Annotated in this window: 25 protein-coding genes; 12 read left to right on the top strand and 13 right to left on the bottom strand. The window is 67.9% G+C overall.

Going from position 1 to position 25,202, the window contains the following annotated elements; translation table 11 throughout:
• The first annotated feature begins 37 nt into the window (after positions 1-37).
• From BW981_RS16755 to hydA, 6 genes are read left to right on the top strand one after another with little or no spacing between them, the layout of a single operon-like run.
• Positions 38-781, top strand: a complete 744-nt coding sequence (locus BW981_RS16755; protein WP_076441281.1) for an amino acid ABC transporter ATP-binding protein — start codon at positions 38-40, stop codon at positions 779-781.
• Between the two features lie 5 nt (positions 782-786).
• Positions 787-1,461, top strand: coding sequence for an amino acid ABC transporter permease (locus tag BW981_RS16750; RefSeq protein WP_076441280.1), 675 nt, complete (start codon positions 787-789; stop codon positions 1,459-1,461).
• Positions 1,461-2,126, top strand: coding sequence for an amino acid ABC transporter permease (locus BW981_RS16745; RefSeq protein ID WP_076441278.1), 666 nt, complete (start codon positions 1,461-1,463; stop codon positions 2,124-2,126). Before BW981_RS16750 ends, BW981_RS16745 begins: the two co-directional genes overlap by 1 nt.
• A gap of 26 nt (positions 2,127-2,152) precedes the next feature.
• Positions 2,153-3,085, top strand: a complete 933-nt coding sequence (locus BW981_RS16740) for an N-carbamoyl-D-amino-acid hydrolase (protein WP_076441276.1) — start codon at positions 2,153-2,155, stop codon at positions 3,083-3,085.
• Positions 3,086-3,143: 58 nt separating this feature from the next.
• Positions 3,144-3,794, top strand: a complete 651-nt coding sequence (locus BW981_RS16735; RefSeq protein WP_076441274.1) for an aspartate/glutamate racemase family protein — start codon at positions 3,144-3,146, stop codon at positions 3,792-3,794.
• Between the two features lie 16 nt (positions 3,795-3,810).
• Positions 3,811-5,292: a dihydropyrimidinase gene (gene hydA, locus BW981_RS16730; RefSeq protein ID WP_076441273.1), complete on the top strand. Its 1,482-nt coding sequence runs from the start codon at positions 3,811-3,813 to the stop codon at positions 5,290-5,292.
• Between the two features lie 13 nt (positions 5,293-5,305).
• On the opposite strand, the gene BW981_RS16725 is transcribed toward hydA, so the two are convergent.
• The 9 genes from BW981_RS16725 to BW981_RS16685 form a co-directional block, all read right to left on the bottom strand.
• Complete coding sequence (locus BW981_RS16725) at positions 5,306-5,650, bottom strand: RidA family protein (protein ID WP_076441271.1); 345 nt, start codon at positions 5,648-5,650, stop codon at positions 5,306-5,308.
• A 152-nt stretch (positions 5,651-5,802) separates the two neighbouring features.
• Positions 5,803-6,945 (bottom strand): NAD(P)/FAD-dependent oxidoreductase, encoded by a 1,143-nt coding sequence (locus BW981_RS16720; RefSeq protein WP_076441351.1) that lies wholly within the window; start codon positions 6,943-6,945, stop codon positions 5,803-5,805.
• Positions 6,946-6,950: 5 nt separating this feature from the next.
• Positions 6,951-8,405, bottom strand: coding sequence for an NAD(P)/FAD-dependent oxidoreductase (locus BW981_RS16715; protein WP_076441268.1), 1,455 nt, complete (start codon positions 8,403-8,405; stop codon positions 6,951-6,953).
• Positions 8,402-8,710 carry a (2Fe-2S)-binding protein gene (locus tag BW981_RS16710; RefSeq protein ID WP_076441266.1) on the bottom strand — a complete coding sequence of 103 codons (309 nt, stop codon included), beginning with the start codon at positions 8,708-8,710 and terminating at the stop codon, positions 8,402-8,404. The genes BW981_RS16715 and BW981_RS16710 overlap by 4 nt, the downstream gene beginning before the upstream one ends.
• Positions 8,691-9,821, bottom strand: coding sequence for an NAD(P)/FAD-dependent oxidoreductase (locus BW981_RS16705; protein WP_076441264.1), 1,131 nt, complete (start codon positions 9,819-9,821; stop codon positions 8,691-8,693). The genes BW981_RS16710 and BW981_RS16705 overlap by 20 nt, the downstream gene beginning before the upstream one ends.
• A 9-nt stretch (positions 9,822-9,830) precedes the next feature.
• A complete protein-coding gene (locus BW981_RS16700; protein ID WP_076441262.1) occupies positions 9,831-10,631 on the bottom strand; it encodes an ABC transporter permease in 801 nt (266 codons plus the stop codon).
• Positions 10,632-10,641: 10 nt separating this feature from the next.
• Positions 10,642-11,508: an ABC transporter permease gene (locus BW981_RS16695; protein WP_076441260.1), complete on the bottom strand. Its 867-nt coding sequence runs from the start codon at positions 11,506-11,508 to the stop codon at positions 10,642-10,644.
• Complete coding sequence (locus BW981_RS16690; RefSeq protein ID WP_076441258.1) at positions 11,505-12,545, bottom strand: ABC transporter ATP-binding protein; 1,041 nt, start codon at positions 12,543-12,545, stop codon at positions 11,505-11,507. The genes BW981_RS16695 and BW981_RS16690 overlap by 4 nt, the downstream gene beginning before the upstream one ends.
• A 140-nt stretch (positions 12,546-12,685) precedes the next feature.
• Positions 12,686-13,720: an ABC transporter substrate-binding protein gene (locus BW981_RS16685; RefSeq protein WP_076441256.1), complete on the bottom strand. Its 1,035-nt coding sequence runs from the start codon at positions 13,718-13,720 to the stop codon at positions 12,686-12,688.
• 116 nt (positions 13,721-13,836) lie between these two features.
• On the opposite strand from BW981_RS16685, the gene BW981_RS16680 reads away from it, so the two are divergent.
• From BW981_RS16680 to paoC, 4 genes are all read left to right on the top strand, one after another.
• On the top strand, positions 13,837-14,730 hold the full coding sequence (locus BW981_RS16680; RefSeq protein ID WP_076441255.1) for a LysR substrate-binding domain-containing protein: 894 nt from the start codon (positions 13,837-13,839) through the stop codon (positions 14,728-14,730).
• Positions 14,731-14,913: 183 nt separating this feature from the next.
• A complete protein-coding gene (gene paoA / locus BW981_RS16675) occupies positions 14,914-15,549 on the top strand; it encodes an aldehyde dehydrogenase iron-sulfur subunit PaoA (RefSeq protein ID WP_076441253.1) in 636 nt (211 codons plus the stop codon).
• Positions 15,546-16,496 (top strand): FAD binding domain-containing protein, encoded by a 951-nt coding sequence (locus tag BW981_RS16670; RefSeq protein ID WP_076441252.1) that lies wholly within the window; start codon positions 15,546-15,548, stop codon positions 16,494-16,496. Before paoA ends, BW981_RS16670 begins: the two co-directional genes overlap by 4 nt.
• 3 nt (positions 16,497-16,499) lie before the next feature.
• Positions 16,500-18,707, top strand: coding sequence for an aldehyde oxidoreductase molybdenum-binding subunit PaoC (gene paoC / locus BW981_RS16665; protein ID WP_076441250.1), 2,208 nt, complete (start codon positions 16,500-16,502; stop codon positions 18,705-18,707).
• Between the two features lie 120 nt (positions 18,708-18,827).
• Here the strand turns inward: paoC and BW981_RS16660 are convergent, their stop codons facing one another.
• A complete protein-coding gene (locus BW981_RS16660) occupies positions 18,828-19,808 on the bottom strand; it encodes a LysR family transcriptional regulator (RefSeq protein ID WP_083712431.1) in 981 nt (326 codons plus the stop codon).
• A gap of 89 nt (positions 19,809-19,897) precedes the next feature.
• On the opposite strand from BW981_RS16660, the gene BW981_RS16655 reads away from it, so the two are divergent.
• A complete protein-coding gene (locus BW981_RS16655) occupies positions 19,898-20,917 on the top strand; it encodes an NADP-dependent oxidoreductase (protein ID WP_076441249.1) in 1,020 nt (339 codons plus the stop codon).
• Between the two features lie 77 nt (positions 20,918-20,994).
• On the opposite strand, the gene dctP is transcribed toward BW981_RS16655, so the two are convergent.
• Complete coding sequence (gene dctP / locus BW981_RS16650; protein ID WP_076441247.1) at positions 20,995-22,089, bottom strand: TRAP transporter substrate-binding protein; 1,095 nt, start codon at positions 22,087-22,089, stop codon at positions 20,995-20,997.
• Positions 22,090-22,184: 95 nt separating this feature from the next.
• Complete coding sequence (locus tag BW981_RS16645) at positions 22,185-23,318, bottom strand: iron-containing alcohol dehydrogenase (protein ID WP_076441245.1); 1,134 nt, start codon at positions 23,316-23,318, stop codon at positions 22,185-22,187.
• Positions 23,319-23,464: 146 nt separating this feature from the next.
• Between BW981_RS16645 and BW981_RS16640 the strand changes: the two genes are divergently transcribed.
• Positions 23,465-24,166, top strand: coding sequence for a FadR/GntR family transcriptional regulator (locus BW981_RS16640; protein ID WP_076441244.1), 702 nt, complete (start codon positions 23,465-23,467; stop codon positions 24,164-24,166).
• 149 nt (positions 24,167-24,315) lie between these two features.
• On the opposite strand, the gene rfbA is transcribed toward BW981_RS16640, so the two are convergent.
• A complete protein-coding gene (rfbA, locus tag BW981_RS16635; protein WP_076441242.1) occupies positions 24,316-25,200 on the bottom strand; it encodes a glucose-1-phosphate thymidylyltransferase RfbA in 885 nt (294 codons plus the stop codon).
• Positions 25,201-25,202: the final 2 nt, after the last annotated feature.

The raw sequence follows: 25,202 nt of genomic DNA, 5'->3' as shown, positions 1-25,202 counted from the left end.
CGGAGAGACCGAGCCGTCGGCGGAGCCGAGCCGAAGGATGCGGCCGCCCCATCCGCTGCTCGACATCCGCGGGTTGCGTAAGAGCTTCGGCGCGGTCGAGGTCCTGAAGGGCATCGACCTAGCCGTCTCGCCCGGCGAGCTGGTCTTCCTCATCGGCCCTTCCGGCTCCGGCAAGAGCACGCTGCTGCGCTGCTGCAACCGGCTGGAGGAGCCGAGCGGCGGCTCGATCTGGTTCGACGGGCAGGAGGTTCTGGCCGACCGGATCGACATCAACGCCCTGCGCCGGCGCATGGGCATGGTTTTCCAGTCCTTCAACCTCTACCCGCACATGACCGCGCTGGGAAACGTCACGCTGGCCCTGCGCAAGGTGCTGAAGAAGCCCCGCGCCGAAGCCGAGCGCATCGCGCTGGCGGCGCTGGAGCGCGTCGGGCTGGCGCACAAGGCCGGCGCCTATCCGGCCGAGCTCTCCGGCGGGCAGCAGCAGCGCGTCGCCATCGCCCGCGCCTCGGCGCTGGAACCCGGTTTGATGCTGTTCGACGAGCCGACCTCGGCGCTCGATCCGGAACTCGTCGGCTCGGTGCTGCAGGCTATGCGGGACATGCGCGCCGCCGGGATGACGATGCTGGTCGTCAGCCATGAGATGCGTTTCGCGCGCGAAGCGGCCGACCGCGTCGTGTTCATGGATGCCGGCGTCATCGTCGAGCAGGGGCCGCCCGAGCAGATCTTCGGCGCGCCGCGGCACGAGCGCACCCGCGCCTTCGTTTCCGAGGTCGCCCGGTAGCCGCGATGGAGCGCTTCCTCGACAGCTTCCTGAACGCCAAGCTCATCGCCGCGACATGGCCGGCGATCCTGAGCGGGCTCGTCGTCACCGTCGAGATCGCCGCGCTGGTCGTCGTCACCGGGCTTTTGCTGGGATTGGCCCTCGCATTGCTGCGCTGGCGGGCCGGCCGCTGGATCGGCTGGCCACTGATGCTCTTCGTCGATCTCTTCCGTGCGGTGCCGCCGCTCGTCCTCGTGCTGCTGATCTTCTTCGGCCTGCCCAATGTCGGCATCGAGCTGCCGAGCTTCGCCGTGCTCTGGCTCGTGCTGTCGCTCGTCCTGGCGGCCTTCGCCGAGGAGATCGTCTGGGCCGGTCTGATCGCGGTCAAGCGCGGCCAGAGCGAGGCCGCGCGTTCGACCGGGCTGAGCGAGAACCAGACGCTGATCTACGTCGTGCTGCCGCAGGCGCTCCGCCTGGCCGTGCCGCCGCTCACCAACCGGACCATCGCCATCACCAAGAACACCGCGCTCGGCACCGTCATCGGCGTGCCGGAGATCATCAATCAGGCCACGACCGCCGTCTCCTTCTCCGGCAACGCCACGCCGCTGCTGATGGGCGCCTTCGCCTATCTGCTGCTCTTCGTGCCGGTGATCGGCCTCGGCCGCTGGATCGAGAGCCGCTTCGCCTGGAGGCGCCAGTAATGGACGTGCTCCTGCAGCAGTTCTTCAATCTGGAGATCATGGGCAAGGCGCTGCCGCTGGTGCTGCAGGGCTTGAAGACGACGCTGCTGATCTGCGCGATCGTCATCCCGATGGGGCTGCTCGGCGGCGTCTTGGTGGCGCTGGCGACCCGTTCCTCGCTCCGCGCCCTGCGGGTCTGCGTCACGCTGCTCGTCGACCTGATGCGCGCCTTGCCGCCTCTGGTGGTGCTGATCCTCGTCTATTCCGGCCTGCCCTTCCTCGGCCTCAGGATCTCGCCGCTGACGGCGGTCACCATCGCCTTCTTCCTGAACAACGCGGCCTATTACGGCGAGATCATCCGCGCGGGCATCGAGAGCGTCCCGGCCGGTCAATGGGAGGCCGCGCGCTCGACCGGGCTGCGCGCCGACCAGACCGTGCTCTGGGTCATCCTGCCTCAGGGCCTGCGCAACGTGCTGCCAGACCTCGTCTCGAACACCGTCGAGGTGGTGAAGCTCACCTCGCTCGCCAGCGTCGTCTCGCTGCAGGAGATGCTCTATTCGGCCGACATGGCCCGCTCCCTCACCTTCAACGCCTCGCCGATCGTGCTGGCCGCGCTGATCTATTTCGCGCTGCTCTGGCCGGCTGTGAGGCTCGTCAGCCGCCTCGAACACGCCGCCGCCCGCTGAGCGGCCATCAAGGAAAAGGACGCGCCATGCGCATGCTCACCGTCGCCGCCGCCCAGATGGGGCCGATCCAGAAGGCCGATAGCCGCGAGGCCGTCATCGCCCGGATGATCGCGCTGCTCGACGAGGCCAGGGAAAAGGGCGCCGATCTCGTCGTCTATCCGGAGCTGGCGCTGACCACCTTCTTCCCGCGCTGGTATCACGAGGACCGGGCTGAGGCCGATCTCTGGTTCGAGGACCAGATGCCGGGTCCGGCGACGCAGGCGCTTTTCGACCGCGCGCGGGCGTATGGGGTCGCGATCTCCTTCGGCTATGCCGAGAAGACGCCGGACGGGCACCATTTCAACACCAGCATCATCACCGACAAGAGCGGCGCCATCGTCGGCAAGTACCGCAAGATCCATCTGCCGGGCCACGTCGAATACGATCCCGAGCGCACGCACCAGCATCTGGAGAAGCGCTATTTCGAGCCGGGCGATCTCGGTTTCCCGGTCTGGCGCACGCTGGGCGGCGTGCTCGGCATGGCGATCTGCAACGATCGGCGCTGGCCCGAGACTTACCGCGTCATGGGCCTGCAGGGCGTCGAGATGGTGCTGATCGGCTACAACACCCCCTCGGTGAATTCGCAGCGCGGCGCGGAAGGGCCTGAAAAGCGCCTGTTCCACAACCGCCTCAGCGTTCAGGCCGGCGCCTACCAGAACGCCACCTGGGTGGTCGCGGTGGCCAAGGCCGGCGACGAGGACGGCCACCACATGATCGGCGGCTCCCTCATCGTCGATCCCAATGGCGAGATCGTCGCCGAGGCGAAGAGCGAGGGCGACGAATTGCTGGTGCATGCCTGCGATCTCGACGAGACGGCTTTCGGCAAATCGACCATCTTCGATTTCGCGCGCCACCGCCGCATCGAGCATTACGGCCTGATCACCAGCCAGACCGGCGCGGTTCCTCCGCCGGAAGCCTGAACCTCGCATCGATCAGACGCCCCGGCCGCAAGGGGCGCAGCCTTCCGGGAGCACGACCATGAGCCGCATCCTCGTCATCAACCCCAACTCGAACGAGGCCGTGACCGAAGGGCTGCGGCAGGCGCTGGCGGTTTTCGCGCATCCGGGCGGCCCGGAGATCGTCTGCGAAACTTTGGCCGAGGGGCCCTTCGGCGTCGAGACGCAGGAGCATGTCGAGGCCGTGGCGCTGCCGCTCCGCCGCCGCGTCGAGGTGGCTGAGGCCGACGCCTTCGTCATCGCCTGCTACTCGGACCCCGGCCTCCATGTCTGCCGGGAGGGCACTTCCAAGCCCGTCTTCGGCATCGCCGAATGCGGCGTGCTGACCGCGCTGGCCCGGGCTGACCGCTTCGGCGTCATCGCCATCAAGTCGCGCTCCATCCCGCGCCATGTCCGCTATCTGCGCCAGATGGGGTTGATGGACCGGCTCGCGGGCGAGCGCGCGCTGGAGATGTCGGTGGCCGAGAGCGCCTCGGGCGAGGGAACGCTCGCCCGCATGATCGAGAAGGGCAGGGAACTGCGCGATCTGGACGGGGCCGGGGTGGTCGTGATGGGCTGCGCCGGCATGGCCCGCCACCGCGCCCCGCTCGAACAGGCGCTCGGCGTGCCGGTGATCGACCCGACCCAGGCCGCGGTCGCCATGGCGCTGGGCACCGTTCTGGTCGGCGGCTGAAGCGAGGACGAACGAGATGACGACGACCCCCTATGACCTGCTCATCCGCGGCGGCACCATCGGCAGCGCCACCGGCAGCTTTGTGGCCGATCTCGCGGTGAAGGACGGCAAGGTCGCCGCGCTCGGCCTCGGCCTCGGGCCGGCGGCGCGGGAGATCGACGCGACCGGCAAGCTCGTCCTGCCCGGCGGGGTCGACACCCACGCCCATGTCGAGCAGGTCTCGGCCGGCGGCCTGCTCAATGCCGACAGCTTCGAGAGCGCCACCGCCTCCGCCGCGTTCGGCGGCACCACGACGCTGATCTCCTTCGCCGCCCAGCATCGCGGGCTCGATCTGCGCAAGGTCGTCGACGACTATTCCGCGCTCGCCCGGCGCGGCGCGATGATCGACTACGCCTTCCACCTGATCGTCGCCAATCCCGACCGCAAGACGCTGGAGACCGACCTGCCGGCGCTGATCGCCGAGGGGCATGCCTCGATCAAGGTCTTCATGACCTACGATCTGATCAAGGTGGACGACGAGCCGCTGCTCGACCTGCTGCTGTCGGCGCGCGAGAACGGCGCGCTGGTCTGCGTCCACGCCGAGAACCACGGCATGATCGCCTGGATGGCGCGGCGCCTGGTCGAGAAGGGCTATGTCGCGCCGAGATATCACGGCGTCAGCCATCCGCGCCTTTCGGAAGCGGAGGCCTTCAACCGGCTGATCGCAGCCTCCGAACTGCTCGACCAGCCGGTGATGATCTTCCACGTTTCGACCCGCGAGGGCGTCAGGGCCGTGCGCGAGGCGCGCGGGCGCGGCTTGAAGATCTTCGCCGAGACCTGCCCGCAATATCTCTTCCTGACCAGGGAAGACCTCGGCAAGCCGGGGCTGGAAGGCGCGAAATGGATGTGCTCGCCGCCGCCGCGCGAGACCGACGATCAGGAGGCGCTTTGGCAGGGGCTGGCGCTGGGCGATCTCCAGACCGTCTCCTCTGACCATGCGCCCTATCGCTTCGACGAGACGGGCAAGCTTTCGGCCGGGCCAAACCCGAATTTCAAGCAGATCGCCAACGGTCTGCCGGGCCTGGAAACGCGCCTGCCGCTGCTCTTCGACGCCATGGTCTCGCAGGCGCGGCCGGAATTCGCAGGGCGTGGCCTCGACGCCTTCGTTCAGCTGACCGCGACGGCGCCGGCCCAGATCTACAACCTGCCCGGCAAGGGCGCGCTGCTGCCGGGTTACGACGCCGATCTCGCGATCTGGGATCCGTGCCGCGAGGTCACGCTCTCCGATGCGATGATGCACGACCGGACGGGCTTCACCCCCTTTGCGGGGCGCCGCATCACGGGCTGGCCCGAAACCGTGCTCGTGCGCGGCCGGGAGGTCGTCGCCGATGGCGCGGTGAAAGCCAGCCCCGGCAGTGGCCGCTGGCTGGCGCGCCGCGGCGGCTGGGCGGCGCGCCCGACCGGGCGCCTCGTCGCGGAGATGGACCCGGCCCGCAATTTCGGGGCCGAGCTCCTGTAGGCGCTGCGCGCGGTCAGCGGGCGGCGGTGACCACCACCTCGATCATCGCGCCGCCGCCGAGATCGGCGACGCCGACCGTGGCGCGGGTCGGCATCTCCTCGCCGAAGAAGCCGGTCCAGGCCGCATCCATCTCCTTCTTGACCGAGAGATCGGTGACGAAGATCTGCGCGGCGACGATCGCCTTGCGGTCGAGCCCGACCTCGCCGAGATAGCCTTCGATCTTGCCGAGGATGTTCTCGGTCTGCTTGCCCATGCCTTGCGTCGTGTCGTCGGCGATGACGCCGCCGACAAAGACCAGATTGCCGGTCTCGACGACGCGGTTCTGGATCGGGGTCTTGATGCTGCGCTTGATGGTCATTGTCTTCTCTCCTGCTTGGACAAAGTGTGTTCGTCGGAATCCAGGGTCATCCCGGACAAGTCGCGTCAGGGGCGCCGATCCGGGATCCATTCCTGAACAGTTCCGGCATGGGCCGCGGGTCTCCCTGCGACCGCCCGGGATGACGGCGGCGGTCAGCGAGCACTGTGGGCAGCGCTCCCGGCCTGCGTGGCAAACCGCGCAATACCGAGCCCATCGATCGGCACGTTGGAGCGGCCGGTCGCGATGATCTCGGCCATCACCGCCCCGGCGCCGGGACCGAGCTGGAAGCCATGGGCCGAGAAGCCGAACTGGTGATAGACGCCCTCATGCCGGGCGCTGCGGCCGAACACCGGCAGATCGTCCGGCATGCGCGCCTCGATGCCGGCCCAGGACCGCACGATCGGGGCGCCGCGCATGATCGGGAACAGCTCCCAGACGGTGCGGACATTGCTCGCGAGCTTGTGCCAGTCGAGGATCGTGCGGTTTTCGTCGCGGATGGCGCGGCCGAGATAGCCGCCGCCGATCAGCACCGTGCCGTTGCCGAACTGCTTGAAGGAGAGCTTGCGCCCGCGCAGGATCACCACCGGCTTGATGAAGGCCGGCAGCGCCGCGGTGATCGACAGCATCGGTGCGATCACCTCCAGCGGCACCGGCTCGCCGAGATCGGCCGCGATGCGGTCGGCCCAGGCGCCTGCCGCGTTGACGATGCGCGGCGCCACCAGGTTGCCGGCATCGGTCACGACGCGCCAATGGGCGCCGTCCGGCTCGACCTTCGTGACCTTGACCCCTTCGCGCACATCGACGCCGAGGCTCTGCGCCTTCCGCTTGAAGGCCTGTGTCGCGCGCAAGGGGATGGCCGCGCCGTCGCGCCGGGAGATCACGCCGCCGGGGCAGGTCTCGGAAACGGCGGGCACGATCTCGCGCAGCTCCTTGGCGTCGATCATCTCTTCATGATGGAAGCCGCGCAGGTTGAGGTCGTCGACCCGGGCACGGCATTGCGCCAGATCGGCCTCGTCCTCGGCGACCAGAACCTGCCCGTCCGAGGTGAAGCCGCAATCGTCGTCCACCAGGTTTTCGATGTCGTGCCAGAGCGCCATCGAGGCATTGGACAGCGGAATTTCGGCGACATGGCGCGCAAGCTGGCGCACCCCTCCTGCGTTGACGCCGGAGGCGTGGCGCCCGGCATGGTCCTTCTCGATCAGGATGACCGAGAGCCCGCGCAAGGCACAATGCAGCGCCGTCGAGCAGCCATGGATTCCCGCGCCGATGACGATGACATCGGCGCTGTTGCCCAGCTGGCTCACCGCACCACTGCCTTGGTGGCCTCGTCCGTCGGCGGCAGGGCGGCGAGTTCGGCGAGGGTCACCGGCTTCACCGGCGGCCGCAGCCGGTAGTAGCCGGTCTCGGCCGGCGTCGTCCCGCGCGTCTGCGCGATGAGCTCGACCACGGTCGGCCCGCAGAGCCGGCCCTGGCAGGGGCCCATGCCGCAGCGCAGGAAGGCCTTCATCTGGTTGGGGCCGGTCACGCCGAGCCGGCTCGCCGCATCGCGAACCTGCCCGGCGGTGACCTCCTCGCAGCGGCAGACGATGGTCTCGTCGGCCGGCGGCGCGAGGAATTGCGCGGCGGGCTTGTAGAGCAGGTCGAGGAAGCGGCGCCCGCGCAGACGGCGTGTCAGCTCTGCCTGAAATGGCGCGGCCTGCCGGTCACGCTCGGCCTCGCTCAGCCGGCCGAGCTTTCGTGCGGCGTCGAAGGCGGCGATCTCGCCGCGCAGCGCGGCGCTCTCGGCCCCGCCGATGCCGGCCCCATCGCCGGCAATGGCGATGCCCCCGACGGAGGAGGCGAACCACGCGTCGACGCGCGGGACGAAGGCGTGCTGCGTTTCATCGAAATCCAGCGCGCAGCCGGCCGCGCTGGCGAGATTGACGCTCGGGATCACGCCCTGGTGCAACAGCAGCGTGTCGCAGGCCAGCGTTTCGGCCGTGCTGCCCCGGACGATCCTGACGCCGGAGAGCTGCCGGTCCCCCTGCGCCGCGAGGCCCGTCACGCCGGAGACGAAGCGCAGGCTCCGCCGCGCCTTCGCCATCAGCTTCAGCCCCTTGGCGAGATAGGGCGAGCGCAGGAAGTCGGGCAGGGCGGCCAGCGCCTTGGCCCAGTTCGCGCGCGGCGTGGTGTCGAGCACGGCGACGATCTCGGTGCCAGCAGCCGCCAGTTGGCCGGCCAGCAGATAGAGCAGCGGGCCGCAGCCTGCGATCGCGGTGCGTCCGGCCGGCACGATGCCGGCGGATTTCAGCGCGATCTGCGCGGCGCCGGCCGTCATCACGCCGGGCAGCGTCCAGCCCGGGATCGGGAAAGGCCGCTCCTGCGCGCCCGTGGCGAGGATCACCTGCGCGGCCGAGATCATGCGGGCCTTGCTGCCCAGTGACAGGCCGAGCTCGAAGGCGCCCGGCGAGGTTTCGTCCGGGCCGAGCGCCCAGACGGTGCAGCGTGCGGCATAGCTGGCCACGCTCCGCTCGAAGCGTGCGGCAATCCCGGCACCGAGCCAGTAATCCTCCCCCAGGATGTCGCGTTGCACGACGGGCGTCGTCGTCACCGCGCGATAGATCTGTCCACCGGGTGCCGGGTTCTCGTCGGCGAGCAGCACGGAGAGACCGAGATCGGCGGCGCGCGCGGCGGCCGAAAGCCCGGCCGGGCCGGCGCCGACCACCACCAGATCGTAATGCGAAGAGAGCGCGGAGATGTCGTCGATCGCGATCACGCCGCATCCTCCCCGAACTGGCGGCGGCCATGCTGCGTTTCGATCCGCATGCCCTCGGCGAGCGGCACGAGGCAGCCCTGCCGATTGCCGACACCGTCGATCACCACCAGGCATTCGAAGCACACGCCCATCAGGCAATAGGGCGCGCGCGGGCTTCCCGAGACCGGCGTCTCGCGGCAGGCGACGATGCCGTTGGCGAGCAGCGCGGCGGCAACCGTGTCGCCCGCGCGCCCCGTCAGCGGCTGGCCATCGAAGCTGAAGGCAAGCGTGGCCGAGGCCGCCCGCTCACGCATGGGCCGGAACATGGAACCTCCTCGCGGAAAAGCTCGCGACCGCATCCGGCAGCGTGCCGGCGAGAATGGCGGGGGCGAGGGTCAGGACATGGTTGGCGGCGAGCGTCACGCCGGAATGGCAGGTGACGACGAAGGCGCCTGGATGGCTCAGGGACTGGTCGTAGATCGGGAAGCCGTCCGGGCTCATCACCCGCAGCGCGGACCATGTCCGCACGACGTTGAGCCCGGCGAGGCGCGGGAACATCCTGACCGCGCGCTCGGCCATGACCGAGAGGATCGGCTGGCGCACGATCGTGTCGAAGCCGCGATCCTCCTGGCTGTCGCCGATCATGACCCCGCCCTCGTCGGTCTGGCGCACCGTCACCATCGGGTTGTGCAGGAAGGGCTCGGTCTTCTCGGTGACGATCACCTGGCCCTTGCTCGGCTTCACCGGCGCGTCGAGCCCGACCATGGGGGCGAGCCTCGCATTGCCAAGCCCGGCGCAGAGCACGACGCGGCCGGTGCGGATTTCGCCCCACGCGCCGCGGATCGAAAAGCCGCCCTCGCGCGGCTCGATCGTCTCGACCGCGCTGTTCGGCCGATAGGCCACGCCGCGTCGCACGCAGGCCTCGCGCAACGCCCGGAACAGCTTCAGCGAGTTCACATGCCCATCATGGGGGGAGTAGAGCGCCCCGACCACGTCCTTGCCGATCGCCGGCAGGCGGCGCTTGGTCTCGGCATGGTCGAGCACCTCATAGGTGAAGTTCGTCATCGTCTCCTGGTTGTGGAGGCGCCGCATCCCATCCACGCGCGTCTGCAGCTCGTCATCCGACAGGCAGAGCATGAAGCCGCCGGGCTGGCTGTGGGCGACGTCTATGCCGCTCTCGGCCTTCAGGATGCCGGCGAGCCCGTTCCAGTCATCAGCCGAGCGCCGCGACCAGATGGCGTATTCGGGCATGCCGAAGCCCTTGGACTGCACCCAGACCAGCGCGAAATTGCCGCGCGAGGCGCGGAAGGCGTCGTCGCCCTCGTCGAGGATGGCGACGCTGGCGCCGCTGCGCGCGAGCCCCAGCGCGATCGCTCCGCCGACGACGCCGCCGCCGATCACGACCACGTCGGGCTCATGGGGAAATCGGGAAGACACGGGTTCTGCTCAGCCTTTTCCTGTCCCGACGAAGAGCCGGTCGAGCCCGAAGAGCCTGTCCAGCGCCAGCAGCATCAGGGCCGTCAGCGCGATCAGGCAGGCCGAGACGGCCGCGATCAGCGGGTCGATATTGTCCTGGATGTAGAGGAACATCCGGACGGGGAGGGTGGTGGTCGCCGGCGAGGCGATGAACACCGTCATCGTGACCTCGTCGAAGGAGTTGATCGCAGCCAGGAGCCAGCCCGAGACGACACCCGGCAGGATCAGCGGCAGCGTGATGCGCCGGAACACGGTCGCGGTGCCGGCACCCAGCGAGGTCGCCGCATGCTCGATGCGCCGGTCGATCCCGTAGGAGGCGGCCAGCACCAGCCTGAGCGCGAAGGGCAGGATCACGATGACATGGCTCAGCACCAGACCGGTGAAGCTGCCCGACAGCCCGATCTGGGTGAAGAAGCGCAGGAAGGCGATGCCGAGCACGACATGCGGCACCATCAGCGGCGACATGAACAGCGCCGTCATCGCCTCGCGGCCCGGAAAGCGATAGCGCGCGATGGCCAGGGCCGCCGGAACGGCAAGGCCGATCGCGATGGTCGAGGACAGGGCGGCCAGCCACAGCGAATCCCGGAAGGCGCGCAGGAACTCCGGATAGCCCAGGATCGCCTTGAACCAGCGCAGGCTGGGCCCCCGCGTCGGCAGGGAAAGATAGCCCTCCGGCGTGAAGGCGACGATGCAGACGATCGCCAGCGGCGCCAGCATGAAGACGATGAAGGCGAGGTGGAAGGCGCAGGCGAGGGGGCCGTTGCGTGTCATCGGAACCGCCTCATTCGAACACCTGCGCGTAGCGCCGCTCGATCAGCCGGTTCGAGCCGACGATGATCGCGACGAGAGCGACAAGCAGCAGCACGGCGACGGCGGCGCCCAGCGGCCAGTTCAGCGTGTTGAGGAACTCGTCATAGGCGAGCGTCGCCGCGACTTTCAGCCGCCGGCCGCCGATGATCGCGGGGGAGGCGAAGGCGCTGGCGGCGAGCGCGAAGACGATGATCGAGCCCGACAGGATGCCCGGCACGATCTGCGGCAGGATCACCCGCCGCCAGATCGTCACGAAGCCGGCGCCGAGCGACGACGCTGCGTTCTCGATCTGCGGATCGAGCCGCTGCAGCGAGGCCCAGACCGCGAGAATCATGAAGGGGATCAGCACATGCGTCAGTGCCACCACGACGCCGGTCTCCGTGAACATGAATTCCAGCGGCGTGCCGATCAGCCCGATTGCGATCAGGCCCTGGTTGACCAGCCCGTTCGGGCCCAGCAGCAGCGCCCAGCCGAGCGTGCGCGCCACCACCGAAACCAGCAGCGGCCCGATGACGGCCAGCAGGCACATGCTGCGCCAGCCCGGCGACATGCGGTTGAGGATATAGGCCTCCGGCACGCCGATCATGATCGAGAGCAGCGTCACCAGGATCGCGATGCGGAAGGTGCGCAGGAATATCTCGAGGAAATAGGAATCGGTGGCGACCTCGCGCCAGTTCTTCAGCGTGAATTCCGGGACGATGCCCTTGTACTGGCCCCAGTCGTAGAAGGAGAGCAGCACCGTCATCCCGAGCGGGATCAGCACCAGCCCGAGGAAGACCAGCAGCGCCGGGCCGGTGAGCCAATAGGGGGCGGCGCGCTCGCTCGCGGCCGGGCTCATGGGCTCGGCCTCTCGGAGATCAGCGAAGCGTCGGCCGGAGCGAAGCTGACCGCGACGGTGTCGCCCTCGGCCGGCACGGCCCGGCCGTCATTGGCGCGGGTCAGCAGCAGCGCGCCCGCCGCGCTTTCGGCCGAGAGCAGCCAATGCGCGCCCTGGAAGACCCGGTTGGTGATCCGGGCGGAGAATCCCTGCCCCGCTTCCGCGAGGACAAGCCGCTCCGGCCGCACCGCCAGCGAGATCGGGCCGGCCGCCGCGCCGGGCAGCGCGATGCGGAACCCGTCGACCGCGACGTGCCCCGACCCGTCCGCGACCGCCGCGAGGAGATTGGTCTTCCCCAGGAAGTTCGCGACGAAGCTGGTCTGCGGCCGGTCATAGACGGTGTCGGGCGCGCCGATCTGCTCGACACGCCCCTGGTTCATCACCACGATCCGGTCGGAGAGCGCCATCGCCTCGTGCTGGTCATGGGTGACGAGGATGGTCGTGGTGCCGATCGAGCGCTGGATCTGCCGCAGTTCGCCTTGCATCTCCTCGCGCAGCTTGGCGTCGAGATTGGAGAGCGGCTCGTCGAGGAGCAGCAGCGAGGGCTTGATCACCAGCGCGCGGGCCAGAGCCACGCGCTGCTGCTGCCCGCCGGACATCCGCCGCGGATAGCGATCGGCGAAGCCCTTGAGCCCGACCAGCGCCATCACCTCCAGGGTGCGGCTCTCGCGCTCCGCCTTCGGAACATCGCGCATCTCAAGCCCGAAGGCGATGTTCTCCGCCACCGTCATGTGCGGGAACAGCGCATAGCTCTGGAAGACGATGCCGAGCCCGCGTTTTGCCGGCGGCACCGCTGCGAGATCGGCGCCGTCGAGCAGGATGCGGCCGCGATCCACCGGCACGAAGCCGGCGATCATCTGCAGCGTCGTGGTCTTGCCGCAGCCGGAGGGGCCGAGCAGCGAGATGAACTCGCCGCGCGCCACCGACAGGTCGATACCCTCGACCGCGACGGCACTGCCATAGGATTTGCCGAGTCCTTCGAGGACGAGATGGGACATGGGTCCTGGACGTTTTGCTTGAGCGCGGGCGTCATGGTCGGGCCTAGCCCGACCATCTCATGAGAAGTGAGGCGAATGCCTCCAGGAGATTCTCGGGTCGTCGCTGGGCGACGCCCGAGAATGACGGTTGGGAGCAGGCCTTACCGCTCGACCTCGCGGTTCCAGCGCCGCGTCCACTCCTCGCGCTTGTCGTTGGCGATATCCCAGTCGACCGCCTTGAGCTGCTTCACCTGCTCGCCATAGGGCAGGCCCTTCTGCTCGTCGGGCGTCAGCGTCACGGTCATGTTGGCGGGGCCGAAGCCGGCGCCCGTCGCCATGATCTTCTGGATGGCGGGCGACAGCATGAACTGGATGAAGGCGTTGGCCTCCGCCGCGTTCTTGGACCCTTCGATCGGGCAGGCGGCCGAGCCGAGCGCGTAGCCACCTTCCTTCGGATAGACGAACTCGACCGGGAAGCCGGTATCGGCGAAGGCCTTGACGCGGCCCGAGCCCCAGACGCCCATTACCGCCTGCCCGTTCTGGAACATCTCCGTCATCTTGGCCGGGGAGGGCTCATAGGCGACGATGTTCGGGTTGATCTCCTTCTTGAAGGCCTCGAAGCCCGGCTCGATGTTGCTTTCGCCGCCGCCGCCGAGCTTGGCCATCATGATGAGAGCGTGCAGGCCATAGGTGTTGTTGATCGGCGGCGTGACGATCTTCTTCCCGTAGGTCTTCGACTTCAGATCGTTCCAGGAGGTCGGGGCCGGCCACTTGTTCTCGGCGAAGACCTTGGTGTTGTAGAACAGCCCGGTCGCGACGAGGCCGAGGCCGACGCCCTTGTTGGACTTGAACTTCATCACCGGCGCGACGTCCTTGTAGACGGGGCCGTCGGTCAGCGTGCCGCAGAAGCCGAGCGCCACCGCCTGGTAGGCCGGGCCGTCATCGACGATGGCGACGTCGATCTGCTGGTTGCCCTTCTGCGCCTGCAGCTTGGCGAGCGTGTCGGTCGAGTTGCCGGCAACATATTCGATCTTGACGTTGGCCTGCTTCTCGAAGGCGGGAATGACGTCCTTGCGCATGGTCTGCTCGTAGGAGCCGCCATAGCCGGCGACGTAGATCGTCTTCTGCTGGGCGAAGGCAGCGCTGCCGGCCAGAGCCGTCCCGGCAACCAGCGCGAATGTGATGGCGAGTTTCATGATCCCCTCCTCGTTTTCGAGTGATGAAGGCAAGGTCCGGGACAATCTCGACTTGGTCAAATCGAAAGATTCGCTCGGGCCATGTCGAAATGTTATGAGGCACGAACGAGGCCGCCATGCTCAATCCCCGCCAGATCGAAGCGTTCAGGACCGTGATCGTCATGGGCGGTGTCACCGCCGCCGCCCGGGCGCTCAACATCACCCAGCCGGCGGTGACCCGCCTGATCCAGGACCTGCAGCACGCGCTGGGCCTGACCTTGTTCGTGAGGCGCGGTGCCAGGCTCGTGCCGACCTCCGAGGCGCTGTCGCTCTACCGTGAGGTCGAGCGCCAGTTCGTCGGGCTGGAGCGGATCGAGAACGCCGCGCGTAACCTGCGCGACGGGCGCGCAGGCTCGCTCCGGGTGGCGGCGCTGCCGGCCTTCAATGTCGGTTTCCTGCCGCGCCTCGTCGGTCGCTACCTGGAGGAAAAGCCCGATCTCGAGGTCGCGATCTATGGCAGCATCTCCTCTCAGGTCGTGGACTGGGTCACGTCCGGCTTCTGCGAGGTCGGCTTCGCGCAGCTTCCGCTGGATTTCCCCGGCATCGACATCGAGGTGCTGCCGGCCTTGGCACCTGTGGCGGTCCTGCCGGTCGGGCATCGCCTCGCGGCCAAGGCGGAGCTGGCGCCGGAGGATTTCGCGGACGAGCCCTTCATCTCGCTCGAGCAGTCGACGCAGCTGCGCTTCAGGATCGACGCGCTGTTCTCGGCTCACCGCGTCCCGCGCCGCACGCGTGTGGAGACGCCGCTCTCGATGATCGCCTGCGGGCTGGTACAGGCGGGCGCCGGGCTGTCGGTGGTCGATCCGTTCACTGCGGCGGAGTATGACGGCAGGGGCATCGCGGTCAGGCCGCTGCGCCCCAACGCCACCTATGACATCGCCACGATCTGGGCGTCGGGCCGCGCCCGCTCCGCAGCGGCGCTGGACTTCGCCGCAGCCGTCAAGACGGCCGTCGAGCACTTCGGCGCATAGTCTGCAACCATCTGGCTGATCTCGCTTTTTATGGGGCCGTACCGACGCGCGCGAACCGCGCTCACGGTTCGTTGATCGGCAGTTTGGAATTCTGATGAACTAGAGGCCGCCTCGTCCGTTCTCCGACAATGCCGCGCGATCTCGCGACGAAGATTGCCGTGTTTGTCACCATCGGAGACGGATATGCCACCTCCAGGAGAATTCCCCATGAACAGGCGTGACCTGATGGCGGCCGCCGGTGCCTGCGCGGCTCTGCCGCTGACGCAAGGCGGAGCACGCTCGCAGCCGGCGCCGGCAGGCAAGCCGGTGAAGGCCGAGGTGTCGTTCACCGTGAACGGCCGGAAGCATGCTCTCGACGTCGATACCCGCACGACGCTGCTCGATGCCCTGCGCGAGCATCTGCACATGACCGGCACCAAGAAGGGCTGCGATCATGGTCAGTGCGGGGCTTGCACGGTCATCGTTGATGGGCAGCGCATCAACTCCTGCCTGTCGCTGGCGGTGATGCACCCGGATGCCGAGATCACGACGATCGAGGGCCTGGGCACCGTCGAGAACCTCCATCCGATGCAGGCCGCCTTCGTGAAGCATGACGGCTTCCAGTGCGGCTACTGCACCCCGGGCCAGATCTGCTCCAGCGTCGCGATGCTCGACGAGATCGAGGCCGGCATCCCCAGCCATGTGACGTCGGACCTGACGGTCTCCGTGACGCTCAGCGAGAGCGAGATCCGCGAGCGCATGAGCGGGAACATCTGCCGCTGCGGCGCCTATTCCAACATCGTCGAGGCGATCACCGAAGTCGCGAGGACCCGCGCATGAGGGCTTTCACCTATGAGCGCGCCGGCTCTTCTCAGGCTGCCGCGGCTGCGGCAGCGGCCGCGCCATCGGCGAAGTTCATCGCCGGCGGGACCAACCTCCTCGATCTGATGAAGCTCCAGATCGAGGTCCCGACCCATCTCATCGACGTCAACCCGCTGAAGCTGGACAGGATCGAGCCGACGCAGGAGGGTGGATTGCGCATCGGCGCTCTGGTCCGCAACACCGCGCTGGCATCCGATGAGCGGGTGCGCCGCGATTATGGCGTTCTCTCCCGCGCGCTGCTGTCCGGCGCTTCGGGACAGCTGAGAAATCGCGCCACCACGGCAGGCAACCTGCTGCAGCGCACGCGCTGCCCCTATTTTTACGACACGGCCCAGCCCTGCAACAAGCGCCAGCCGGGCAGCGGCTGCTCCGCCATCGACGGCTTCAGCCGGCAGCTCGGCGTCGTCGGCGTCAGCGAGGCCTGCATCGCCACCCACCCCTCCGACATGGCGGTGGCGATGCGCGTGCTCGATGCCAAGGTCGAGACGGTCAAGCCGGATGGGGCGACCCGGACGATCCCCGCCGAGGAACTGCACCGCCTGCCGGAGGCGTCGCCCCATCTGGAGACCGTTCTGGAGCGCGGCGAGCTGATCACGGCGGTGACCCTGCCGAAGCCGGTCGGTGGAACGCACATCTATCGCAAGGTCCGCGACCGCGCCTCCTATGCCTTCGCCCTCGTTTCGGTCGCGGCGATCGTCCAGCGCGACGGTTCGGGGCGGGTGGCGCTCGGCGGCGTCGCGCCCAAGCCCTGGCGCATCGAACAGGCGGAAGCGGAGCTGCCGCGCGGGGCAAAGGCCGCCGCCGCGGCGCTGCTCGATGGTGCCCGGACGACCAAGGACAATGCATTCAAGCTGCCGCTGGTCGAGCGCACGCTCGGCGCGGTGCTGAGCGAGGCGAGGGGCTGAGCCATGAAGTTCGACACACCCGCCACGACCAATCCGATCGACGCCATGAAGGTCGTCGGCCAGCCGCGCGACCGGCTCGACGGCCCGCTCAAGGTCACCGGCGGCGCGCGCTATGCCTATGAGCAGCATGATGTCGCCGCCAACCAGGCCTATGGCTATGTCCTCGGTGCAGGCATCGCGAAAGGCACCATCAGGCAGCTCGATATCGAGGCGGCGCGCAATGCGCCCGGCGTGCTGGCGGTGGTGACGGCCCGGGAGGCCGGCAAGCTCGACAAGGGCAAGCGGAACACCGCCCGGCTGCTCGCCGGCCCCGAGATCCAGCACTACCACCAGGCCATCGCTGTCGTCGTGGCCGAGACCTTCGAACAGGCCCGCGCCGCCGCGAGCCTGATCCGGGTCGACTATGCCGAGGAGCCAGGGACCTTCGATCTGGAGGCTGCCCGCAGCAAGGCTTCGGAGCCGGAGGGCGACGATCCCAGTCTCAAGGACTCCCGCATCGGCGACTTCCCCGGCGCCTTCGCCTCGGCGCCGGTCAAGCTCGACGAGACCTACACGACGCCTGACGAAAGCCACGCCATGATGGAGCCCCATGCCACCGTGGCGGCATGGGAGGGCGAAAAGCTCACGGTCTGGACCTCCAACCAGATGGTCGCCTGGACCGTGGTCGACATGGCCAAGACGCTGGGCATCCCGAAGGAGAACATTCGCGTGGTCTCGCCCTTCATCGGTGGCGGCTTCGGCGGCAAGCTCTTCCTGCGTGCGGATGTGCTGCTGGCGGCGCTCGGCGCGCGGGCGGCCAGACGCCCGGTCAAGCTCGCGCTGCAGCGGCCGCTGATCATGAACAACACGACCCACCGGCCGGCGACGATCCAGCGCGTCCGCATCGGCGCGACCAGGGACGGAAAGATCACCGCGATCGGCCATGAGAGCTGGTCGGGCGATCAGAAGGGCGGTGGGCCGGAACTCGCGGTGTCGCAGACGCGCCTGCTCTATGCCGGCGCCAACCGGATGACGGCGATGCGCCTCGCCGCGATGGACCTGCCCGAGGGCAATGCCATGCGCGCCCCGGGTGAGGCTCCGGGCCTGATGGTGCTGGAAATGGCCATGGACGAGATGGCCGAGAAGCTCGGCATGGACCCGATCGCCTTCCGGCTGCTCAACGACACCCAGGTCGATCCCGAAAAGCCGAAAAGGCCCTTCTCGATGCGCCGGCTCGACGAGTGCTTCAAGGTCGGCGCGGAGCGCTTCGGCTGGAGCAGGCGTTCGCCGCGACCCGGCCAGAATCGGGACGGGAAGTGGCTTGTCGGATTGGGCGTGGCGGCCGCCTTCCGCAACAACCTCGTCATGAAGTCCGGCGCGCGCGTGCGCCTCGGTTCCGACGGTATCCTCACCGTCGAGACGGACATGACCGATATCGGCACCGGCAGCTACACGATCATCGGCCAGACGGCGGCTGAGATGCTCGGCGTCGAGCTGGACAAGGTCGTGGTCAAGCTTGGCGATTCCAGCTTTCCCGCCTCGGCGGGGTCGGGCGGTCAATGGGGCGGCAACAGCTCCACGGCCGGCGTCTACGCCGCCTGCGTGAAGCTGCGCGAGGCCATCGCGCAGAAGCTCGGCATCAACTCCAGCGAGGCGGTCTTCGCGGGCGGCGAGGTTCGCTCCGGCAATCGCAGCATTCCGCTGAGCAAGGCCATCGAGCAGGCGCCGCTGATCGGCGAGGACACGATCGAATATGGCGATCTCGACGAGACGCACCAGCAATCGACCTTCGGCGCGCATTTCGTCGAGGTGGCGGTCGATGCGGCCACCGCCGAAACCCGGATCAGGCGGATGCTGGCAGTCTGCTCGGCGGGACGCATCCTCAACCCGAAAACGGCGCGCAGCCAGGTCATCGGTGCGATGACGATGGGCGCAGGGGCGGCGCTGATGGAGGAGCTTGCGGTCGACACCCGCCGCGGCTTCTTCGTCAACCACGACCTCGCGGGCTACGAGGTCCCGGTGCATGCCGACATCCCGCATCAGGAGGTCGTCTTCCTCGAGGAGACCGATCCCATGTCCTCGCCGATGAAGGCCAAGGGCGTGGGCGAACTGGGCATCTGCGGCGTCGGCGCCGCCGTCGCGAACGCGATCTACAATGCGACGGGCATCCGCGTCAGGGATTATCCGGTCACGCTCGACAAGATGCTGGATCGCATGCCGGACGCGGCTTGATCCGCGATCGGGCGCCGATCACTGGCAAGGCCGTCACCGCTCCCAGACTGTGGTGACGGGCATCCCGAGCAGCGATCGGCCAGCGCAGATGTTCCGGCCCGAACCAGGATGAATGCGGCCTCAGGCTTCGCCGGTGCCGTCTCGGCGGCGCCGCGTGCGGCGTGTTCCTGCATGGCTCGGCCCACCCGCCAGAATGCTGTCCGCCGATTCGCTGAGATGATCGAGGAAGGCGCGGACAGCGGGGTTGGAGCGGCGGCTGGACGGCCATAGCGCCGTGATGGCTTCACGTTCAACCGCGAATTCGCTCAGAACCGGCACCAATTCGCCGCGCGCGACGTAAGACGCAGCGATGAACGTCGCGCTGATCCCGATGCCACCGCCAGCGACAAGTGTCGCGACGACCGCCTCGCTGGAATCGACCACGATGGCGGACGCGGGGACGGTCTCGACCTCGCGTTCACCGATTCGGAACGCCCAGCGGAAAAGCTGGCCGCTGCTCTGGTATCGCATCGAGACCGTATCATGCGTCGTCAACGCGTCCGGACTCTCCGGAATGCCGCGGCTAGCAAGATAGGCTGGTGAGGCGAAGGCGCAGAATCGGATCGGCGCGAGCCGGCGCGCCAGCAGGCGGGAATCGGCGAGTTCGCCGATACGCACCGCGATGTCGATGCCCTCCTCGACGATGTCCACGAGCCTGTCCTCCAGCCGCAGATCGATCGTCACTTTGGGAAAGCGCTGTCGGAATGCGGGCAGGATGGGCGCGAGCAGGTGAAGGCCGATCGGCAGCGATGCTGCGATCCGCAAGCTGCCGGACGGCTCGCCGCGAACAGCCTTGGCGGCCTGCTCGATTTCCTCCGCATCGCGCAAGAGCCTGATGGCGCGCTCGTGCAATTCGCGGCCTTCGGGCGTCAGGCTGAGCGAGCGGGTCGTCCGGGTGAAAAGCGAAATGCCCAGGCGCTGTTCGAGCCTCTGCACGCTCTTGCTCACGGCGGATGGCGATATGGCGAGCGAACGGGCGGCCGCGGTGAAGCTTCCGAACGATCCTGCGCGGGCGAAGGCGATGAGCCCGGTCAGCCGCTCCAGGGCGGGTTGTTCCATCATGGCATGACTAAAGCGATTACAGGACAGATTATCAACCTCATTCACCAGCTCTAGATCAGGTCGATCATTGAACGTTTCGGGAGATCAAGATGAGCGACCTGATGAAAGCGGTCCGCCTGCATGCCTTCGGCGGGGCCGAGAGGCTTGTCTACGAAGATGCACCGAAGCCGCGGTTGCAGGCCGGCCAGGTGCTCGTTCGGGTTCATGCCGTCGGCCTCAACCCGCCTGATTGGTATCTCCGCGAGGGCTACGACATGCTCCCGCCGGAGTGGAGACCCCGGGTCGCATTCCCCATCATCCCAGGTACCGACATCTCCGGCGTCGTCGAGGCGGTTGCCGATGACGTGCCGGACTTCACGGCCGGCGACGAGGTCTATGCGATGGTGCGCTTTCCGAGCGGCCTTGCCGGCGAAAGCCGCGCCTATGCGCAATATGTCAGCGTGCCGGCTGGGGAGCTGGCATTGAAGCCGTCGGCCACCGACCATCTGCACGCGGCCGCCGCACCCATGTCCGGGCTCACCGCATGGCAGTTCCTGATCAGCCTCGGGCATGACGAGCCCAACCCGCTGCAACCCTTCCGGCACGAGCCGGTGCCGCTCGCGGGCAAGATCGTTCTGGTCAATGGCGCTGCGGGCGGTGTCGGCCATCTGGCGGTGCAATTGGCGAAATGGAAGGGTGCGACCGTCATCGCCGTGGCGTCCGGAGGGAACGAGGCGTTTCTGCGTGATCTCGGTGCCGATGAGTTCATCGACTATGGGAGGACCAGGCCGGAGGACAGCGTGCGCGATGTCGACTTGGTCGTCGATGCCGTGGGAGGAGCGATGACGGGGCGCTTCCTGCGCACGCTGAAGCGAGGCGGCGCCCTGTTCCCGATCTTTCCGCTCGGCTTCGAGGGGCGCGATCAAGCCGAGATGCTCGGGCTGACAGTGTCCAGCACTCAGGTTCGCTCGAGTGGCGCCCAGCTGGCGCAGATCGCGCCCCTGCTGGACGACGGCACCGTCCGCGTCGCCATCGACAGCGTTTTCCCCCTCGCCGAGGCCCGCAAAGCCCATGAACGCGCCGCGGCGGGGCACATTCGGGGAAAGATCGTGCTCGAGGTCCAAAGATAGGACCTCCGCTCGGCGGATGCCTTCTGAACTGATACAGCTGCCGGGCTTTCACCACCCGGCAGCTGGGTCACGCTATTTCAGCGACGGTTGCGCGACCGGATCTGATAGGCGTCGTAGTTGAACTCGGCGACCTGCTGCCAGAGCAGCTGCTCGTTGCGATACGCCATCATGTGGTCGTGCAGCTTCTTGAACATCGGATTCTTGGCGCCGATTTCCTCGTAAAGCTCAGTGGCGGCCTTGGCGCAGGCATCCATGATCTCGGGCGAGAAGGCGCGCAGCTGCGTGCCCGATGCGATGAGACGCTTGATCGCGCCTGGGTTGACGTCGTCATATTTGGCGATGGTGAGCGCGTTCGCCTGATGGGCCGCCGCCACGAAGAGCGCCTTGTCCGTCGCGCTGAGCTGGTTCCACTTGTCGCGGTTGATCATCAGCAGGATGGCGGAAGCGCCTTCCCACCAGCCAGGGTAATAATAGTAGGGCGCGACCCGGCTGAAGCCGAGCTTCTCGTCGTCATAGGGGCCGACCCACTCCGCGGCATCGATCGTTCCACGTTCGAGCGCGGGGTAGATGTCGCCTGCCGCGATCTGCTGCGGCACCGCACCGAGCTTGGCGATGACCTGCCCGGCGAGCCCGCCGATGCGCATCTTGAGGCCCTTCAAATCGTCGATCGACTTGATTTCCTTGCGGAACCAGCCGGCCATCTGGGCATTGGTGTTGCCGATCGGCAGGCCGATGACGTTGTACTGAGCCAGCAACTCGTTGAAGAGCGCAAGGCCGCCGCCCTGGAAGAACCAGGCGTTCTGCTGGCGCGTGTTCAGCCCGAAGGGCATGGCGGCGCCGAAGGCGAAGGAGGGATCCTTGCCGACATAATAGAACGAGGCGGTGTCGCAGCACTCGACGGTGCCGTTCTGCACCGCGTCCAGTGCCTGGAGCCCGGGCACCACCTCGCCCGACGCAAAATGCTGCAGCTGGATACGCCCGCCGGACATGTCGGCGAGTGCCTTGATGAAGATCTCGCCCGCGCCATAGACGGCGTCGAGCGCCTTGGGGTAGCTCGACGTCATCCGCCAGTTGATCGTCGCGGCGGCAGGCGCCTGGGCGGAGGCGCCGGTGGCGATGGCGGCGCCGGCGCCGGCCAGTCCGGCCGCCAGCATGTCGCGTCTGTTGGTCATCTCGTTCTCTCCCTTGTCGGCCCTTGCTCGGATGGCGTCGGCGGGCCTTTGCTCGACGAAACTCCCGGCACGTCGGCCGGCGCTATGGCGGTCTGTCAGCCGAAGGAGGCCTCCAGCATCGCCTGATAGTCGGCGGCCTTGGCCTCGCGCGGATTGGTCGCGCTCGAATGGTCCTTGGTGGCAGCCTCGGCGATGGCCGGAAGCACCTCGCGCGACAGTCCCATCTGCGAGAGGCTGCCCGGCATGCCGAGCCGCTTTACCAGATCGGCCACCCAGGTCGCGAGATCGGCGTCGGCGGCCAGGCCGAGCGCAGCCCGGATCGCGGCATATTTCGCCGCCGCCGCCGGCTCGTTGAAGCGCAGCACGGCAGGCAGGAGCACCGCGTTCAGCGTGCCGTGATGCAGCGAGATCTCCTTCAGCCCGCCCAGCGGATGCGAGAGCGCATGGACCGCCCCGAGGCCCTTCTGGAAGGTGAGGCCGCCCTGCAGCGCCGCCATCATCATTTCCTTGCGCGCCTCGCGGTCGCTGCCATCCTTGACGGCGCGCTCGATGAAGCCGACGGCCCGCTTCAGCCCGTCGAGGGCGATCGCCTCGGCCGGCGGGTTCTCGCGCGGACTCAGATAGGTCTCGATGCAGTGCGTGACCGCATCCATGCCGGTGGCCGCGGTCAGCCAGGCCGGCAGCCCGAGCGTCAGCTCCGGATCACAGATCGCCAGCTTCGGGATGAGATAGGGGGAGATGAAGCCGAGCTTGCGCCCATCCTCCAGCGTCACCAGCGCGGCGCGGCCGACCTCGCTGCCCGTGCCCGATGTCGTGGGGACGGCGATGACCGGCGCCACGGCCGCGGTGATCCTGGGGATGCCGCCGAGGATCGCGGCATAGCTCGCAAGCTCCCCGTCATGGGTCGCCAGCAGCGCGACGGCCTTGGCCAGATCGATCGGCGAGCCGCCGCCGATTGCCACGAGACCATCGCAGCCATTCTGCCTGTAGACGGCGAGGGCCGCGCGCGTGGCCGCCTCGGTCGGATTGGTCGGGGTGCCGTCGAAAACCGGGGCCGACGCGAGCAGCGGGGAGTGCGCGGCGATGCCCGAAACCAGGCCGGCCGCGACGATCCCCTTGTCCGTGACGATGAGCGGCTTGGCAACGCCGAGCCCAGCCAGATCGGCCTCGATCCCGGCGATCTCGCCGAAGCCGAATTTGACGGTGGTGAGATAGGTGATCAGAGCCATAGGATGTCCTCGCCTGCGGGTGACCGTCCGCTTCCCGACATCCGTCGGCGCGATGGTCTTACCGGTATGGCCACGAATTGACACGGGATTGCCGAGGCCGTCAACGCTTAGCCAGCAAGACGCCATGACGATGACGGAGAGGCCCGATGCGTGTGGAAAAGGACAGGCGCCCCGTCGCGAGCCAACTCGTCCAGCAGATCAGGCGGCTGATCACCGATGCCGGTCTGAAGCCGGGGGATCGCGTGCCGCCACAGCGCGAGCTGGCGCAGCGCCTCGGCGTCAGCCGCCCGACCGTGCGAGAGGCCGTCCTCCAGCTCGAAGGCATGGGGGTGATTCGGATCGAGCCGGCCCGCGGCGCCTTCGTTACCGAAGGCTTCGAGCGGCCGGATGCCGACCTGACCGGCTGGACCTTCGAGCAGCGCTTCTCCGAGGTGGAGATCTACCAGCTTCGCTTCGCGCTGGAGGGCTTCACCGTGAAGCTGGCCGCGCGGCACGCGTCTCAGGAGGACCTCTCGAAGCTCTCCGATCTCAACGAGGCGATGCGCGAAGCCATCGAGCAGTCGCGCTTCGTCGACGCGATGGAATGCGACTTCACCCTGCACATGACGATCGCCGAGATCGCGGGCAACCGCTCGATCAGCGACATCATCGGCCTCTATCGGCCGATTATCACGCGCACGCAGCGCCCCCCCGTGCTGGAACCCACGAGGCTGCAGGAAGCCTTTGTCGAGCACGGCGCGATCCTGCGCGCGCTTGGCCGGCGCGACGGCGAAACCGCGGCCATCGCCATGCGCCACCACATCGTCCAGTCCTCCGACCGGATGAAGGTGCCGTTCATTGCGAGCTAGAGCAGAGAAAGCTGATTCTCGCGGAAGAAGGCGATGTGCCGGATCGGGAAGGGGCGCTCTGCAGCAAAATCTGCGCCGGCGGGCCGGGAAACCACGGCTCCGACGTCGTCGGCTGGTCATCTGGCCCAAGCCGGTGTGACCCGTTCCGGTCAGGCGGAGCGGAACTCCAGTTCCCGTGACACGCCGATCAGATACGAGCCGTAGGCGCACTTCGTCAGCTTCTCGCCAAGACGCCTGGTCTGCTGGACAGAGATCCATCCCTGTCTCGCTGCGATCTCCTCGGGGCATGCAATGAAAAGGCCTTGTCTGCTTTGCAGGGTGCGCACGAATTCGCACGCCTCCAGCAGGCTGTCGGGCGTTCCGGTATCCAGCCAGGCGAAGCCACGGCCCATGCATTCGACCGAAAGCTCGCCCCGCTCGAGATAGATGCGGTTGACGTCGGTGATCTCGAGCTCGCCACGGGCGGACGGCTTGAGGCTGGCGGCGATGTCGACGACCTGGGCGTCGTAGAAGTAGAGCCCCGTCACAGCCCAGCTCGACTTCGGCGCCTTGGGCTTCTCCTCGATCGAGATCGCCTTGCCGGCGGCGTCGAACTCGACCACGCCGTAACGCTCGGGATCCCGGACATGATAAGCAAAGACGCTGGCGCCCGTGGCCCGCGCCGAGGCGGAGGCCATCATTTCCGGCAGGGTGTGGCCGTAGAACAGGTTGTCGCCGAGGATCAGCACCGAGGGCTGGCCGGCGACGAAGTCGGCGCCGATGAGATAGGCCTGCGCCAGCCCGCCCGGATGCGGCTGCTCGGCATAGGACAGGCTCATGCCCCAGTCGGAGCCGTCGCCGAGCAGGCGCTTGAAATGCGGCAGGTCGTGCGGCGTCGAGATGATCAGCACCTCGCGGATGCCGGCCAGCATCAGCGTCGAGAGCGGATAATAGATCATCGGCTTGTCGTAGACAGGCAGAAGCTGCTTCGACATGGCCAGCGTCATCGGGTGCAGCCGCGTGCCGGAACCGCCCGCCAGGATGATGCCCTTCATCG

The sequence above is a fragment of the Allobosea sp. TND4EK4 genome, from assembly GCF_900156025.1.
Lineage (GTDB): Bacteria > Pseudomonadota > Alphaproteobacteria > Rhizobiales > Beijerinckiaceae > Allobosea.
Note: the sequence above shows the minus strand (reverse complement) of the source record. Positions and strands in the feature narration are given on the sequence as shown.

Coding starts and splice junctions, on each gene's coding strand:
- BW981_RS16755 (WP_076441281.1), top strand. CDS start 38: ATGCGGCCGCCCCATCCGCTGCTCGACATCCGCGGGTTGCGTAAGAGC.
- BW981_RS16750 (WP_076441280.1), top strand. CDS start 787: ATGGAGCGCTTCCTCGACAGCTTCCTGAACGCCAAGCTCATCGCCGCG.
- BW981_RS16745 (WP_076441278.1), top strand. CDS start 1,461: ATGGACGTGCTCCTGCAGCAGTTCTTCAATCTGGAGATCATGGGCAAG.
- BW981_RS16740 (WP_076441276.1), top strand. CDS start 2,153: ATGCGCATGCTCACCGTCGCCGCCGCCCAGATGGGGCCGATCCAGAAG.
- BW981_RS16735 (WP_076441274.1), top strand. CDS start 3,144: ATGAGCCGCATCCTCGTCATCAACCCCAACTCGAACGAGGCCGTGACC.
- hydA (WP_076441273.1), top strand. CDS start 3,811: ATGACGACGACCCCCTATGACCTGCTCATCCGCGGCGGCACCATCGGC.
- BW981_RS16725 (WP_076441271.1), bottom strand. CDS start 5,650: ATGACCATCAAGCGCAGCATCAAGACCCCGATCCAGAACCGCGTCGTC.
- BW981_RS16710 (WP_076441266.1), bottom strand. CDS start 8,710: ATGTTCCGGCCCATGCGTGAGCGGGCGGCCTCGGCCACGCTTGCCTTC.
- BW981_RS16700 (WP_076441262.1), bottom strand. CDS start 10,631: ATGACACGCAACGGCCCCCTCGCCTGCGCCTTCCACCTCGCCTTCATC.
- BW981_RS16695 (WP_076441260.1), bottom strand. CDS start 11,508: ATGAGCCCGGCCGCGAGCGAGCGCGCCGCCCCCTATTGGCTCACCGGC.
- BW981_RS16690 (WP_076441258.1), bottom strand. CDS start 12,545: ATGTCCCATCTCGTCCTCGAAGGACTCGGCAAATCCTATGGCAGTGCC.
- BW981_RS16685 (WP_076441256.1), bottom strand. CDS start 13,720: ATGAAACTCGCCATCACATTCGCGCTGGTTGCCGGGACGGCTCTGGCC.
- BW981_RS16680 (WP_076441255.1), top strand. CDS start 13,837: ATGCTCAATCCCCGCCAGATCGAAGCGTTCAGGACCGTGATCGTCATG.
- paoA (WP_076441253.1), top strand. CDS start 14,914: ATGCCACCTCCAGGAGAATTCCCCATGAACAGGCGTGACCTGATGGCG.
- BW981_RS16670 (WP_076441252.1), top strand. CDS start 15,546: ATGAGGGCTTTCACCTATGAGCGCGCCGGCTCTTCTCAGGCTGCCGCG.
- paoC (WP_076441250.1), top strand. CDS start 16,500: ATGAAGTTCGACACACCCGCCACGACCAATCCGATCGACGCCATGAAG.
- BW981_RS16660 (WP_083712431.1), bottom strand. CDS start 19,808: ATGATGGAACAACCCGCCCTGGAGCGGCTGACCGGGCTCATCGCCTTC.
- BW981_RS16655 (WP_076441249.1), top strand. CDS start 19,898: ATGAGCGACCTGATGAAAGCGGTCCGCCTGCATGCCTTCGGCGGGGCC.
- dctP (WP_076441247.1), bottom strand. CDS start 22,089: ATGACCAACAGACGCGACATGCTGGCGGCCGGACTGGCCGGCGCCGGC.
- BW981_RS16645 (WP_076441245.1), bottom strand. CDS start 23,318: ATGGCTCTGATCACCTATCTCACCACCGTCAAATTCGGCTTCGGCGAG.
- BW981_RS16640 (WP_076441244.1), top strand. CDS start 23,465: ATGCGTGTGGAAAAGGACAGGCGCCCCGTCGCGAGCCAACTCGTCCAG.
- rfbA (WP_076441242.1), bottom strand. CDS start 25,200: ATGAAGGGCATCATCCTGGCGGGCGGTTCCGGCACGCGGCTGCACCCG.